This is a genomic window from Shinella granuli (assembly GCF_004341885.1).
Classification (GTDB): Bacteria; Pseudomonadota; Alphaproteobacteria; order Rhizobiales; family Rhizobiaceae; genus Shinella; species Shinella granuli.
The window spans coordinates 1-14,508 of record NZ_SLVX01000051.1; the positions used below are offsets into that span (position 1 = coordinate 1).

14 protein-coding genes and 1 pseudogene are annotated in these 14,508 nt (G+C 63.4%); 11 read left to right on the forward strand and 4 right to left on the reverse strand.

Annotated features, from left to right (window positions below; genetic code table 11):
• Positions 1-78: 78 nt before the first annotated feature.
• Positions 79-770, reverse strand: a pseudogene (locus tag EV665_RS30905) (IS3 family transposase); the annotation flags it as partial.
• A gap of 94 nt (positions 771-864) precedes the next feature.
• Here EV665_RS30905 and EV665_RS30910 point away from each other — a divergent pair.
• The 5 genes from EV665_RS30910 to EV665_RS30930 all read left to right on the forward strand — a co-directional run bounded on the left by EV665_RS30910 (position 865) and on the right by EV665_RS30930 (position 5,159).
• Positions 865-1,182, forward strand: coding sequence for a PepSY domain-containing protein (locus EV665_RS30910; protein WP_023513022.1), 318 nt, complete (start codon positions 865-867; stop codon positions 1,180-1,182).
• A 306-nt stretch (positions 1,183-1,488) separates the two neighbouring features.
• Positions 1,489-2,184, forward strand: a complete 696-nt coding sequence (locus tag EV665_RS30915; RefSeq protein ID WP_023513021.1) for a VIT1/CCC1 transporter family protein — start codon at positions 1,489-1,491, stop codon at positions 2,182-2,184.
• A 2-nt stretch (positions 2,185-2,186) separates the two neighbouring features.
• Positions 2,187-4,166: a heavy metal translocating P-type ATPase gene (locus tag EV665_RS30920; protein WP_133037109.1), complete on the forward strand. Its 1,980-nt coding sequence runs from the start codon at positions 2,187-2,189 to the stop codon at positions 4,164-4,166.
• A gap of 316 nt (positions 4,167-4,482) precedes the next feature.
• Positions 4,483-4,884, forward strand: a complete 402-nt coding sequence (locus tag EV665_RS30925; protein WP_133037110.1) for a hypothetical protein — start codon at positions 4,483-4,485, stop codon at positions 4,882-4,884.
• A 35-nt stretch (positions 4,885-4,919) separates the two neighbouring features.
• Positions 4,920-5,159, forward strand: a complete 240-nt coding sequence (locus EV665_RS30930; RefSeq protein WP_133037111.1) for an HP1242/YdcH family protein — start codon at positions 4,920-4,922, stop codon at positions 5,157-5,159.
• Positions 5,160-5,317: 158 nt separating this feature from the next.
• Here EV665_RS30930 and EV665_RS30935 read toward each other — a convergent pair whose 3' ends face one another.
• The 3 genes from EV665_RS30935 to EV665_RS30945 are packed head-to-tail and all read right to left on the reverse strand — an operon-like array spanning position 5,318 to position 8,612.
• A complete protein-coding gene (locus tag EV665_RS30935) occupies positions 5,318-6,583 on the reverse strand; it encodes an MgtC/SapB family protein (RefSeq protein ID WP_023513017.1) in 1,266 nt (421 codons plus the stop codon).
• A gap of 44 nt (positions 6,584-6,627) precedes the next feature.
• A complete protein-coding gene (locus EV665_RS30940) occupies positions 6,628-7,956 on the reverse strand; it encodes an ATP-binding protein (protein ID WP_035219798.1) in 1,329 nt (442 codons plus the stop codon).
• Complete coding sequence (locus EV665_RS30945) at positions 7,953-8,612, reverse strand: response regulator transcription factor (RefSeq protein ID WP_024271189.1); 660 nt, start codon at positions 8,610-8,612, stop codon at positions 7,953-7,955. The genes EV665_RS30940 and EV665_RS30945 overlap by 4 nt, the downstream gene beginning before the upstream one ends.
• Before the next feature lie 104 nt (positions 8,613-8,716).
• Between EV665_RS30945 and EV665_RS30950 the strand changes: the two genes are divergently transcribed.
• The 6 genes from EV665_RS30950 to EV665_RS30975 all read left to right on the forward strand — a co-directional run bounded on the left by EV665_RS30950 (position 8,717) and on the right by EV665_RS30975 (position 14,459).
• Positions 8,717-9,154, forward strand: coding sequence for a PepSY domain-containing protein (locus tag EV665_RS30950; RefSeq protein WP_245507893.1), 438 nt, complete (start codon positions 8,717-8,719; stop codon positions 9,152-9,154).
• Positions 9,155-9,208: 54 nt separating this feature from the next.
• A complete protein-coding gene (locus EV665_RS30955; protein ID WP_023513013.1) occupies positions 9,209-9,724 on the forward strand; it encodes a cytochrome b in 516 nt (171 codons plus the stop codon).
• A gap of 268 nt (positions 9,725-9,992) precedes the next feature.
• Positions 9,993-10,460 (forward strand): DUF2271 domain-containing protein, encoded by a 468-nt coding sequence (locus EV665_RS30960; protein ID WP_133037112.1) that lies wholly within the window; start codon positions 9,993-9,995, stop codon positions 10,458-10,460.
• Positions 10,461-10,472: 12 nt separating this feature from the next.
• Positions 10,473-12,680: a PepSY domain-containing protein gene (locus tag EV665_RS30965; protein WP_133037113.1), complete on the forward strand. Its 2,208-nt coding sequence runs from the start codon at positions 10,473-10,475 to the stop codon at positions 12,678-12,680.
• A complete protein-coding gene (locus tag EV665_RS30970) occupies positions 12,661-13,683 on the forward strand; it encodes an FAD:protein FMN transferase (RefSeq protein WP_133037114.1) in 1,023 nt (340 codons plus the stop codon). Before EV665_RS30965 ends, EV665_RS30970 begins: the two co-directional genes overlap by 20 nt.
• A gap of 398 nt (positions 13,684-14,081) precedes the next feature.
• Positions 14,082-14,459, forward strand: coding sequence for a M41 family metallopeptidase (locus EV665_RS30975; protein ID WP_133037115.1), 378 nt, complete (start codon positions 14,082-14,084; stop codon positions 14,457-14,459).
• Positions 14,460-14,508: the final 49 nt, after the last annotated feature.

Sequence of the window (14,508 nt, forward strand, 5' to 3'; positions counted from 1 at the left end):
TGCCCCCTCACAGCAGGGAGCAGGCATTCTTCAAAACCTCCTTTCTCAATGCATTCCAGTCATATGCACCCCGGTCTATCCGGGACGAGGCGCACTGTAGGTGATGTCGGTGACCCATGCCTTGTCCGGAGCAGCAACGTCGAATTGACGGTCCAGAGTGTTGTCGATGACAATGGATGGCCTGCCGCCGTAGATGCCGGGACGGCGCTTGTAACCGATCTGCGCTTTGATCCCCGCAAGGCGGGTCAGACGTGCGACGCGGTTCGGGCTGCACATCTCTCCCTGATCGAGCAGATCGTCATGAAGCTTGCGATAGCCATAGACCTTGCCGCTCTCTTCCCAAGCCTGAAGCAGGAGATCGGTCTGTCGTTTGTCCTCGCTGGCCCGTTTGCTCAACGGGTTCTTCAGCCAGGCGTAGAACCCGCTCGGGTGAACATGGAGAAGCCGACACATCGTCCGCACCGAGAACCGCAGGCGATGCAGGGATATGAACGCGTACTTCACTTTGCATCCCTGGCGAAGTACGCGGTCGCTTTTTTTAGGATGTCGCGCTCCTCGGTGACGCGAGCCAGTTCCTTCTTCAGCCGCCTGACCTCGTCGGCCTCGTCGCTGGCTTTGCCGTTCGACGTGCCGAACTTCTTCTTCCACTCGTAGAGCGAATGCTGGCTGACCCCCAGCCGCTGAGAGACCTCCGCTACCGGATAGCCCCGCTCGGTGATCTGACGCACCGCGTCGCGCTTGAACTCTTCAGTGAAATTGGCTTTGCCCATGTAGGCCTCCTGCCTCAAATTTAGGGAAGAAGGTGTCTACAAATCTAGGGGCTATTCATTCCTCCATCGACAACACAGCCCAGGAGAAGAAATCATGAGAAAGACATTGGCAGTGCTTGCATTGCTCGCGGTGCTTCCGGCAACGGCTGCGTTTGCTGGAGAGGCGTGCGACGTTCCGCCTCAGAAGAGGCAATCCTTCGAAGCTCTCGGGAAGCTTGCGGGCGACTTCGGATGGACCATCGACAAGATGAAGATCGACGATGGCTGCTACGAACTTCGGGTCACTGACACCAGCGGGAACGTCCTCAAGGTGAAGATCGATCCCGCAACGCTCGAGGTCGTCGATGGCAGCGTCAAGCGCTTCGGCGATGGCAGTACCATCGGTACGTCGCCGGAGACGGAATTGGACTAGCGATGGTTGCCTTGCGAGTAGGCTTAGCCTCGAAGCTGTCTATCTGTGGGTGACACCGGGTCGTCCGGCGGGCGAGCGATCTTGGTCTTGATCGCAGACCTGCCGGGATCCGGTGATCGCCCAATGGCCGTAGACCGTGTGGTTGGCGAGTGAGGTTCCAAAGGCCGGTTGTATCTTGAATTAGTCCTTTATTTAGAATAATTCTAAACTGAACATTTTTCTGCGTTTTCCTTCCATCACGGAATGAGGTTGCGTCGACGCAGCATCATCCCGCTGCACACACAATCACTGCTCGGAGCACCATTCATGCGCGCCCTTCACAAGGAAAATCATCTCATTGAACGGATAGGCTGGCTTCGGGCGGCTGTACTGGGTGCCAATGACGGGTTGATCTCGACGTCGAGCCTGATCGTCGGTGTCGCTGCGGCGACCAACGCCTCGCATGAGATCCTTGTTGCCGGTGTTGCCGGTCTGGTGGCCGGGGCGATGTCGATGGCGGCGGGCGAATATGTGTCGGTCAGTTCGCAGGCCGATACCGAGGAAGCCGACATGGCGCGGGAACGGCACGAGCTGGCGACGCAGCCGGAGGCCGAGTTGGCCGAACTCGCGGCAATCTACGAGCAGCGCGGCGTGGCCCCAGAGCTGGCCCGGCAGGTCGCCGAACAGATGATGGCGAAGGATGCCTTCGAAGCCCATGCGCGGGATGAACTCGGATTGGCGAGCCATGTGATGGCAAGACCGGTTCAAGCTGCGCTGACCTCGGCGGTCACGTTTGCGGCGGGTGCGGCTTTGCCGTTGATCGTCGCCCTGCTTGCGCCGGCCGGAACGGCTGCATGGACCGTGTCCCTTGCTTGCCTCATCGGTCTTGCCATCCTCGGCGCAATCGGGGCACGGGCGGGCGGCGCCAGCATCTGGAAACCGACTATCCGGGTGGTGTTCTGGGGCGCTGTCGCGATGGCCTCGACCGCATTGATCGGCTCCGTGATCGGCCGGGCGGTGTGACGATGAAACGTCTGTCGCTCGATTTCCAGACCGTCATGTCGGCAGTTGCGGTCCTCGGGATGATGCTGGCCGTCGCCGGGACCTGGCCGCCGGCGGAAGGCCTTTCCATTCTAAGATCTCCCGGTCTGGCGATGGTCTATTTGGCCGGAGGGCTTCCCGCCACCTGGAGCGCCCTGACGGCGTTGTGGCGCGATCATATCCTCGACATCGATCTTCTGATGGTCGTCGCGGCCGTGGCGGCGGCGATCGTCGGGGCGCCGTTCGAAGGCGCGGTGTTGCTGACGTTGTTCAGCGTGTCGACCACGCTTGAGCACCAGGCATTGGGACGCGCGCGCAGGGCTGTTGAGGCGCTCATGGCGCTCCGGCCGGAGACGGCTTTCCGCAAAGGAGAGGACGGGACCACGGTGGAGGTTCCTGCTGCGGAGCTTGCCGTCGGCGATGTGGTGGTGCTGCGTCCGGGCGCACGCGTGCCGACCGACGGTGTGATCCTGCATGGCCGTGGCGGAATCGACGAAGCCAATATCACCGGTGAGTCGATGCCGGTCTCCAAGGAACCGGGCGAGCAGGTTTTCGAGGCGACCGTCAATCTTGACGGGGTCCTTGACGTGACCGTCACCAGGACGGTCGGCGACAGCACGATCGCGCGCATGATCCAGCTCGTCACTGAGGCGCAGGAAGCGAAGGCGCCGTCCGAGCGCTTCAGCGCGTGGTTCGGCCAGCGTTATACGGTCGGTGTCCTGCTGGGCTCCGCTCTGGCCCTTGCGGTCTTCTATTGGCTTGGCCGCGACTGGGAACAGGCCCTCTACAAGGCCGCGACACTCCTGGTCGCCGCCAGTCCCTGCGCGATCGTCATCTCAGTCCCGGCAGCGATCCTGTCGGCGCTCTCCGCCGCGGCGCGAGGCGGCGTGCTGTTCAAGGGGGGCGGTGCGCTCGAAACGCTCGCCGCTGTCGATACCTTCGCGTTCGACAAGACCGGGACCCTGACCAATGGACGTGCAGAGGTCACGCGCATTGTCGCCCTGGATGGTGAGGATCGCCGTTTCCTTTCGCTCCTTGCCGGGCTGGAAGCGCATTCCGAGCATCACATCGCTGCCGCCATCCGTCGTGAGGCCCTGGTTCATGGCGTTGAGCCGGTGGCGGTCGTGGACGTTACGTCGCATCCGAGCGCCGGCATCGTCGGCTACGATTCCTTCGGCCCGATATGGGCCGGCAACGCTCACCTCGTCGAGGACATGGGCGCCTCCGTCGATGATCCGGCGTTCCGTGAACTCGCCGACAGTTCTCAGACCGTGGTCTATCTTGGGCGCGGTGCGACCGTTCTGGGGGCGGTCAGTGTTGCGGACGAAGCAAGAGCCAGCTCAGCCCCGGCGCTGGCCGCGCTTCGCGCCGGTGGCGTCAACCGCATCGTGATGATGACCGGCGACCGCAGGCCGGTGGCCTTGCGCATCGGTACGGAACTTGGCCTTGCGCCCGGCGAGGTTCATGCCGAGATGCTGCCGCAGGACAAGGTGCTCCAGGTCGGCGACCTCGCGCGTGATGGCAAGGTCGCTTTCGTCGGCGATGGCGTCAACGATGCCGCCGCATTGGCTCGCGCCGACGTCGGCATCGCCATGGGCGCGGCGGGGTCGGACGTCGCACTGCAGGCCGCCGACGTCGCCCTGCTGTCGGAAGACATGAAGAAGCTGGCCGATGCGCACCGGCTTGCACGGCGGACGGCCGTCATCATCCGACAGAATCTCGTCCTCGCGATCGGCGCCATGCTGGTACTTGTGACCGGCGGCCTGTTCTTCGACCTGCCGCTTCCGCTCGCGGTGATCGGACACGAAGGCGGCACCGTTCTGGTCGTGCTGAATGGCCTACGCCTCCTGTCGGACCGAATCCGCGCCACCGACGGCTATCTCCACCATTCTCGTCAATATGAGTTCCAGGATCAAACGGGCAGCACGTCCGGATCGCGGGCGACCTCGCCCACCACACCATGATTGGACCCAGTGCTGATTGGGCGGCAGCCGGACCTTCCCTGTCCTAAAAACCGCAAAGGGACACCGATGCTGACTTTGACATCGCTCGGCGCGCCACCGCATCCTTATCGACTGCGGGCTGTTCCAGGGGCTCAAGAACCTGCGCGAGCTTAACTGGGAGAAGCTTCCGGTTCAGCCTGCGGCGATCGGCGCGGTCATCCTGACGCAGGCCCATCTCGACCGTTCCGGATAGTCGCCGGCATCGGATAACACATGCCTCGTCTCACTTGCGCCAGATCAAGAACGTTCCTTTGCCAATGGTGTATCAGGGGGGGAAATGAAGGATCGGATCGTGGTCAAGGCACAAGAACTACCCTCAAGTTTCCACCACGTGCGGTTGGTTCTCGCTCGCGGCAAAGACCATCCGGAGGGAGATCGGGAAGAAGGCTATGATCTTCTGGTTCCGCTCAACCACGAAGGATTCCTTGATCCGCTGGAATGGAAGAAATCTCGCGACGCCTGTCGCGTCCGATATTTTCGGGACGGTAAGACGGCCCGCATCGGGCTGTTGCGGCGCAAGCCCGGCGGGCAGTGGTATTTCGATTACGAGCCGGGTGATCGGGACGACGAGATCGGTTTCCGCCTGGGCGAGGAGTGCTTCCGTCTTGGCGAATACATCTCGGTCGGGCGGGAAGGCGCGTTTGTCACCTATCAGGTCGCGCGCCTCGAAAAGCCCTGACGCCGGGGCGAAATTGCAGAAAAGGAGAAAGAACCTTGTCGAATACACCTCACACTCTTGGCGACGAATTCCCAGACCAGATGGACGCCATTCATGCCCTGAAGGCGAAAAGCCCGGAGTTTGCGCATGTTTTGACGGAATATGACGCGGTGAACGACAAGATTCATCGGTCCGAGACACGTCTCGACGCCATTTCCGAAGCAGCCGAGGCCGATCTGCGCCGCCAGCGGCTGATGTTAAAAGACAAGATCGTAGCATTGCTCCGCAACGCGTGAGGGGACTGCGAGGCCGCGTTTTGCTGCCCCGCTTGCATTACCCGATTTCGGGGAGATCAGCGACACCACTCTCCCCGAAACCATCGCTTACAGCCGACCAGACCGACCCATCAAGGCCCGAGTGTGGCCGCATGCCCGGCCGCAATCTCCCCCTCAATTCACGAACGGCCAAGATACAGAGACGCTGCCATGCCGGCCGCAAGGCCGAGCACGCTAAGGGCGCTGACGGGCCCGCCGATCCTTGAGCCTCCGACCCATGCCGCCATCACGGCTTTGACAAGTGTATTCATGGCCACGGCGATCAGGATCGCATCTGCCGCAAGACCGGGCTCGATCGAATGCGACGCCAGGCGGGCCATGGAGATCGAAATCGCATCCACATCGGCGATGCCCGAAGCGGCGGCGGTCACCAGAACGCCCGCATTCCCGAACGACTGCTGAAGCAGATGCGACACCACCATGACCACGGTGATGAGTGTCCCCATTTTCAGGGCAGGCGCCAATTCCAGCGGGTTGGTGATCGTAAGTTCCGGCTGTTCGGAGGAGCCGCGACTTTGTAGCAGCAGGAGCCCGGCGCCGATGGCGAGCACGCCACCGCCGATGAGCAATGGCCATTTGAGATGCGGAAGCAAGCTTGGGTTCAAGGCCGTCGCCACGACTGCAACGCGGATGATCATGGTCAAGCCGGAAAGAAGCACGCCACAGGAAAGCAGCGTGCTGGACTCGGGGTGCCGGCGGGCAAGCCTTGCCAGCGTCAAGGTCGTCGCTGTCGAAGAGGCGAGCCCGCCCGCGATCGCCGTCATCAGGACGCCAAGCCGGTCCCCGAACACGCGGACGGCGACGTAGCCGGCGAAGGAGACCGCGGCGATCAGGATGGTCAGCAACCAGATCTCATATGGATTGACGGTGCCCCAGGGATCGACCGGCCTGTTCGGCAGGATCGGCAGCATGAGAAAGGTCATTGCCAGAAGCGTCAGGCCCGACCGGATCTCATTCCAGCTCAGCGACGCGACCCAACGATGCAACGGCTCGCGCAGGGCAAGCAGCACAGCCGTGGCAACAGCCCCGGCGATGGCGGCTGCAAGGTCGCCGACGACGGCAAGCGTTCCCAGCAGGAACGTGGCTATGCCGGCGACGACGGATGTCGCGCTGTAATTTCGCTCGGCCCGCGCTTCGAGCCAGTGGTAGGAGGCGAATGCCGCGGTGAACCCGAGGAAAACAAGACCGATCACGAGGCCAGAGTCGAACTGCCGGGCCAGGGCGCCGGTAATGCCGCCGGTGAGACCGGTCAGCGCGAACGTTCGTAGACCTGCCGCGCGCAGATGGTCTTCCTCGTTGCGGGTACGCCATCCACGCTCCAGGCCGATCAGCAGACCGATCGAAAGCGATACCGCAAGGCGGCTGAGCAGGGCGTCAGTGTCCATGGTCTCCCGAGTTGCCTTTCAGCATCTGGCGTCGATGTCGATGATCATTTGTCTATGAAGAACCTTGCCTCAAACCCGTCAATCCTGCCGCTTGCGGGAGATTGGAGTTCTATCCGTCCATTTGTTCCGGCAGCAATGGTCCGGGCGATGGCGAGCCCCAGGCCGGCCCCCCGCACCAGAGCCTGACCGCGCTCGAAGGGCTCGCTCAGCCGCGCAAGCACTGCGGAAGGCACGACCGGGCCGGCGTTCGTGACGCGCAGACAGCCGTCTGCCGACAAGGTGACGGCGACCGGTTCGTCCCGCACGCCATGCTTGAGGGCGTTTTCGATCAGGTTCCGGGCCAGGATGGCGAAGGCGTCGGCGTCGATGCTTGCGAATACCGGCGCGTCTGGCAGTGTCAGGTCGATGCGCCCTGCAGTCTCGGCCTGCCCGTCGAATTCGCTCACAACCATCCGCAGGATGGCGCCGATCTCGACCGGCGCCTCGGCGAGAAGGCGTCCGCCCTCGGCTCTCGCCAGTTGCATGAGTTTCTCGGTGAGGCGGGAAAGGCGCCGCAAGGCGGTCTGCATATCCTCGGCGCGCTCGCGCGTGGCGTCGTCCGGCGCTTGCGCGATCATGCGCTGCGCCTGCGCCAGTGCAGCAGCCACCGGTGTCCGCAGCTCATGGGCCGATTTGGCCGCCAGGCTGCGCTCGGCCTGCAAGGTACGCGTCAATCGGTCCAGGAGGTGGTTGACCGCTTTGGCGACGGGGCCGATCTCCGAGGGCAGGTCCTCCGCGTCGATGGGTGTCAAGTCACCGCCGCCGCGCGCCTCGATCTGCGAGCGGAAGGTCCGAACCGGGGTCATGGACAGCCGGACAATGACCCAGATGCCGATCAAGCCGAGCGGGACAATGACGGCCAGCGGCAGGCTCAGCCCGAGCAACAGTCGCCCGGCGGTCATCCGGCGATGCGACAGGGGCTCCGCGATGGTGATGGTCAGATTCTGCTGGAGGGTCGCGTCGGAGTAGAGGCGGTGCGTCGGCGTCGTGGCAAAGCCCATTCCGGAAAACGGCGGGAATGCCGCGAGATCGGCGCTGTGCGATCGCAGCAGAACCTTGCCCGCGGCATCGCGCACGACATAGGTGAAATACTCGTCGTGCTGGCGGAGCGTGGCAACGCGCTGTTCGGTGTCGTCGGCATCGCGGCCGATGATCTCGATCGCCGCAAGCGGCAGGATGCGTTGCGCCGTCTCTTCGAGGGCGCTGTCGAACACCTCGTCCATTTCGTGGCGCAGCATCTGCGCGGTCACGACCGCGGCAAGTGCCCATAACACCGTTAGCCCTAGCCCCAGCCATAGCGAGAGCCGCCATTGCAGGCTCCTGGGCCGCTTCATCTTGCCGTGCCAAGACGATACCCGATGCCCCGCACCGTATCGATCGCGCCGTGGCCGAGCTTCTTGCGCAGTCTGCTGACGTGAACCTCGATCGTATTGCTCTCGACCTCTGCGCCGAATGCATAGAGCCGATCTTCGAGCTGCGCCTTGGTCATCGCGATGCCGGGCCGCTGCAGAAATGCTTCGAACAGCGCCCATTCGCGACCGGTAAGCTCAACAGGGCGCGCGCCGTGCATCACGGTCCGGGCGGCGAGATCGATGCGCAGGTCGCCGATCTCGATGAGAGGATTCGGGTTGCCGCTGTATCGCCGCGCCACCGCATTCAGCCGCGAGGAGAGTTCCGACAGATCGAACGGCTTGATCATGTAGTCGTCGGCGCCGGCATCGAGGCCCGCGATGCGGTCGGAGATCTGGTCGAGCGCCGTCAGGATGATGACCGGCGTCACGCTGCCCTCGGCTCGAAGCTTTTTGAGAAAGGCGATGCCCAATCCGTCCGGGAGCATCAGATCGAGCAGGATGAGATCGTATGCCGCGCTTTGGAGATGTTCGCGCGCCGCATCGAGCCGTGTCACCCAGTCCACCGAGTGGAGGGCGGCAACCTGCTCGCGCACGGCCTTTCCGAGGATAGCATCGTCTTCGATCAGTAGAACTCTCATCCCAGGGTCACCCGTCTCGCCATCCTCCTGCCTAGCGTCCGATGCTGTCGGTTTGCTGAAGACCGCCCCATCGCTGCTTCAGGCGTTCGTCAGGAGAGCGTGCCATGGTTCCCCCCGAAAGCGCGTTGATCAGGAACAATGAAACGATGAAACATTTGCTGGCCGCGATCCTCGTTCTGGCGTTTTCCGGTCTCGGTATCGCCAAGGCTGACGACGACGATTGCCATGTCTCGATGGATCGATGGAAGCCGCGGGAAGCGGTCGAAACAATGGCCGCCAGTCAAGGCTGGACCGTTGCCAGGATCAAGATCGATGACGGCTGTTACGAAATCCGGGGAACCGACCGGAATGGCCTGGCTTTCAAGGCCAAGGTCGATCCGGAAACCCTCGAAATCGTCAAGTTCCGGCACAGGGATCGCGATGACGACCGTCACGGATCGAGGCGTCAGCGGCCGCCAGCCTCGCAGAACGACACCGTAGGCGGAACATCCTCCAACACCCTGCTCGGGACGACCGTGCGGCCCAAGACCACCATCAAGTAGCAATCCCATCTCGCTATCGCTCAAGCGCTGCGACCGTCGCAAGGAGATCCCGCCATGCCTCATGATCCGGCCCGTTATTCCAGAAGCATGATCGTCATCCACTGGCTGACAGCCCTGCTGATCCTCGGGGCCTGGCTGACCTCGACGGGAGGCCGTCATATGGCCGAAAACCCGCCCTTGCTGCATTTCTCGTTCGGGTTGGCCGTGCTCGTCCTGGTGCTTCCGCGCTTGATCCTGCGCCTTGCGGGCGGAACCCCGGACGCGCCGCAGTCCAATGGCCGTCTCGCCCTTGCCGTCAAAGCCGGACATGTGCTGTTGTATCTGTTCCTCATTGCCCTGCCGTTGAGCGGTTGGTACGCGGCGTCGCGCCTCGGTGTTCCCGTTTCTTTCTTCGGCTTCCAGCTTCCGGCGATCACCGAGCGGGTGCAGGGCGCACCGGGCCTGATCGCGGACATTCATGAGAATGCCGGCACGATCATCCTCTACCTTGCCGGACTGCATGCCGCGATGGCGGTCTGGCACCAGTACGTCCTGCGCGACGGGACGTTGCAGCGGATGTCTCCGCGCTAACGCAGCGGCAGCCAGCCACGCGCCTGAGCGGAGCGTGGCTGGCTGCCGTCTTGTTCAGTCCCCGGAGTTTTCGCGGCTGGCCTGCCGACAGGCCGGCCGCTCCTGCATCTGCTGCGGACCTGACCGTGTCCGATGTTTCCTGACGAAGTGCTGACGGAAAATCCCGATGACCGTCAGGCAGCTCTCAGGCGGCTTCGCCACAGTGACGAGGACGGGTCGGCGCTCTGCGACGACCCGGACACCGTTTCCTCGCAAAAGGCAAGCCGACATGAAATCGCTTCTCGCAGCTCTCGCCATGACAACCGCCCTCACGTTCCCCGGCCTCGCCATGGCCCGGCCGGTGACATTGACCACAACGCTGACCAACTATGGCGGCGACGGCGCCTATCTCGCGCTCTATGTCACCGATCCCCAGGGCAAATATGCCGGCACGCTCTGGGTCGCTGGCGGCAAGTCCAAATATTACGAGCATCTATCGGGCTGGTATCACGCCACTGGCGGCCGCGCTGGCATCGACGGCATTACCGGCGCCAGCGTCGGTGCGGGGCGCACGCTGGAGATCTCGCTCGACCTTGCCGATGCGCTTTTCGACGCAGGTTACACGCTGCATGTCGACGCAGCCGTGGAGGACATGCGTGACAGCCCCAACGAGGTCGCCGTTCCCCTGACCACTGCGGGCGCAAAGGCGTCTGTTCGCGGTCGACGCTACGTTTCGACCGTTGCCTACTCCTTCTAGGCGGTGGACGACATGATCCGTGCCATCCATCGCTGGCCAGGCCTTCTGGCCGCTCTTTTTCTACTGGTCTTGAGCCTTAGCGGTGCAGCACTCTCGCTGTTTCCCGCCGCCGAACGGTTGTCCGCCCCGCAGGCCGAGGCAGGGCTTTCCGTCGGGACGCTGGCCGGACGTATCCTCGCCATCCACCCTCAAATAGAACAGATACGTCGCGCGCCCTCCGGCAAGATCACCGCCTACTGGTTCGAGGATGGGGCGCCTCAGGCCGCCATCATCGATCCCGCAACAGGGCTGGGTGTCGCCTCCAGCGATCCGAATGCCGTCGAGCAGTGGCTTACCGGTCTGCACCGGTCGCTCTTTCTCGGTGACGGCGGGCGTATCGCAGCGGCAATGGGCGCTGCCGCCATGCTGGTCCTGGCTGTGTCCGGCACCATGCTCGTTGCCCGCAGGGCTGGCGGCTGGCGGCGATGGTTCGCGCCGATACGCGGGCCGCTCGCCGGAAGATTGCATGTCGAGATCGCGCGCGTCGCCGTCGCAGGCCTCGTCTTGTCCTCGGCCACCGCATTGTGGATGACGGCGTCGATATTCGATCTCCTTCCCGACGTCGCCATATCTCCCGTCGCCCACATTGAGGCGAGCGGCCGGACCGGCATGGCCGCATCGCATATCGACCTGCTGAAACGGACACCGGTCACCGAACTGCGCAGCCTGGCGTTTCCCGATCCGGCCGATGCGACGGATGTCTTCACGCTCAAGACCGATCGCGGCACGGGCTATCTGGATCAGGGCACCGGCGTGCTGCTGGCCTGGAGCGACCTGACCCGATGGCAGCGTCTCTCGGAGACCATCTATATGCTGCATACCGGCCACGGCGCGGCCGCCTTGGGCCTCGTGCTCGGCATGATGGCGCTCGGCGTGCCGGCAATGGCGGGCACCGGCCTCATCCTGTGGCTGGCGGGGCGGCGCGGGCGGCCACGGATTCACGGCAATGTAACGGCTGGACGTGCGGAAACGATCCTGCTTGTCGGCAGTGAGAGCGGCAGCACATGGAGCTTCGCTGCGACACTGCACGCCGCGCTGACGAAGCTCGGGCAGGCGGTTCACACCGCGCCGATGTCGTCATTCGATCCTGAGCGCTACCGGCATGCCCGGCGCATTGTCATCCTTGCGGCAACCTATGGCGATGGCGATGCGCCCGCTTCGGCGCGGGGGTTTCTCGATCGCCTGCAAACCCTGCCGGTAGAGCCAACCATTCCGATCGCCGTGCTCGGCTTCGGTGACCGCAGCTTCCCGGCCTACTGCGCCTTTGCCCAGGTCGTTGCGAGGGCCGCCGAGGCGCGAGGGGGGAGCACGCTCATCCCATACGAAACCGTCGACCGGCAGTCGCCGCAGGATTTTGCCCGTTGGGGACGATCGCTGGGTGAGGCGATGGGGATCGGGCTGGAGCTTGTCCATCGGCCAGCCTTGCCGGCGGCCTCCCCACTGACCCTCGTTTCGCGGCGCGAATACGGCGCGGAGGTGCAAGCTCCGACAGTGATCCTGCAGTTCGCGCTGCCCAAAGTCCCGTTCTGGCATCGGTTGGCCGGGCGTGGCTTCGGCCGGTTTTCGGCAGGCGATCTTCTCGGCGTGCTGCCCGAGGGCTCGTCCGTTCCCCGGTTCTACTCGCTGGCTTCGGGACGGCGCGATGGCTTCATCGAGATCGTCGTGAAGAAGCATCCGGCGGGGCTCTGTTCCGGGCAGCTCTTCAATCTGGAGCCAGGATGTGCCGTTCGCGCATTCATCCGAACCAATCCCGGCTTCCATGCCGGCAGGAGCAGGATACCGCTGATCCTGATCGGAGCTGGAACAGGGATAGGGCCGCTGGCGGGCTTCGTGCGCGCCAATGCGCGTCGCCGTCCGATCCACCTGTTCTTCGGAATGCGTCATCCTGCCAGTGATTTCCTCTACAAGGACGAACTGACGCGCTGGCATCGCGAAGGGCGCCTTCACCGGCTCGTCGGGGCCTGCTCGCGCGGGCGGATGCCGCGCTATGTCCAGCACGCTCTTCTTGAGGAAGCCGCCCAGATCGCGGCCATGATCCGCGGCGGCGCGCGCATCATGGTCTGTGGTGGGCGGGATATGGCCGTCGGCGTTTCGGCGGCGCTTGCCGAGATTCTCGCGCCGGTAGGGTTGACGCCGGCCCTGCTCAAGGCGGAGGGACGCTATGTCGAAGACGTCTACTGATCCGATGAGGCACGCGCTCAACGGACCGACCATGGGAACGCGCTGGTCCGCGCTGTTCTACACGGAGGCAGGGTTCGATCCGGAGGCGGTTCGGCACGCTCTTCAGGCGGAAATGGACGAGGTGGACGCGCAGATGTCCACCTGGAAGCCCGACAGCGCTCTGATGAGGTTGAACGCCGGTCCCGTCGGCGACTGGATCGATGTGCCGGCGCGTCTGGCAGACGTTCTGCATCTTGCGCTCGAAATCGGCCGTGCGTCGGGCGGAGCTTTCGATATCGGCGTGGGCGATGCGGTCGTTGCCTGGGGTTTTGGCCCGCAAGCGGCCGACCGGGCCCTGATCCGGAAGGCACTCGCGACATCGCGCCAACCCGCCCATGTGGCGCTCGAGCTCGATCCTGTTCGCGCGGCGGTGCGCAAGCGCGCGCCGATCACGATCGACCTCAACGGCATTGCCAAGGGATATGGCGTCGACCGGCTGGTCGCGATCCTCGGGCGCTTCGGCATAACTTCCGGCCTCGTGGGAATTGACGGCGAGATGAGGGCGCTCGGTCTGCGCCCCGATGGTGAACCGTGGAACATTGCCGTAGAAGGTCCCGACGCGGCCCGTCGAGCGCCGCACTCCGTCCTCGCCTTGCAGGAGGCTGCGGTCGCCACCTCTGGCGATTACCGGCATTGGACTGTCGTGAACGGTCGCCGTCTCTCGCACACCATGAATCCGCGCCGCGGTGCGCCGCTACTGTCGTCGCCCGCTTCGGTCACGGTCGTCGCGCGAACCTGCGCTGAAGCCGATGCCTGGGCGACCGCGTTGACGGTTCTCGGTCCGACGTCCGGGACCGAGCTTGCCCAGCACCTTGGCCTAGACGTGCTGTTTCTTCTGCGAGACGCCTCGGGCGGAGTCCGGCCGATAGCGACAGGACCTCTTTTTTCGGCAGGCCGGGAGACCTGTCGAAGGGTTCCTGAGGTTTATGGGCAAAGTTTGAAGCAATCGCACAATTCGGACTGACAGGACCGGAAAATGGCCGTGCCTCCTGGTGGTGGCTGGACTTTGGCCAGCTATTCTTGTCAATCGACGTTGTAACGGGACCCCGTATCGGCTTCCAAATTCCATTCAACCCAAGATTTCATATCGCGACAGTTGATGTGGAGAATGCGCCAGAACGTGAGAGGCGCGGATTTGCACGCTTAACCTTTTGAAATTTATCAAGTTTAATTTCTGATCTCTCTGCTGTTTATTTCATCACAGGTTGCTTAATGTAGGAATTTCTTAACCGCCGTAGCTCCTACGACTTTACTCAGGCCATGAAGTCGGCCCGGATCATAGCAACCCACAATTGGTGGGACCGATAGGTTGGAAGATTGCGGGTTTAGGCAAATGCTGATACGCTGGGGTACCGTAAGGACATGCTTGCCATGCTCATGGCGGGGCGCGCCGCCCAGCAGATCGTGGTCGGCAAGGTGTCCGCCGGGTCCGCTGGTTCGGACGAAAGCGGTCTCGCCAGGGCAACGAAGATGGCGCTCGCCATGGAGCGTTCCCTCGGCTTCGGTGCGATTCAGCCGCTGCTCTACCGCGATGACAAGGACCCGACCGCCGTGCTCGACGGTAATCCCGATCTCGCAGCCCGCATCCATGCGGGATTGGAAAGGGCATTTGCGAGGGCGGTCGAAATCATCAGTGAGAACCGCGACAAGCTCGACGCGCTCACCACGGCGCTGTTCGATGCGCAGGCTTTGGATGTGAGAGCGGCGGTGCAAAAGTCGGCCACGGTAGCGGCGGCATAATGCTGCTGCGGGCGGAGTAAAATCCGGCCACCTATTTCCTTTCTGCAAC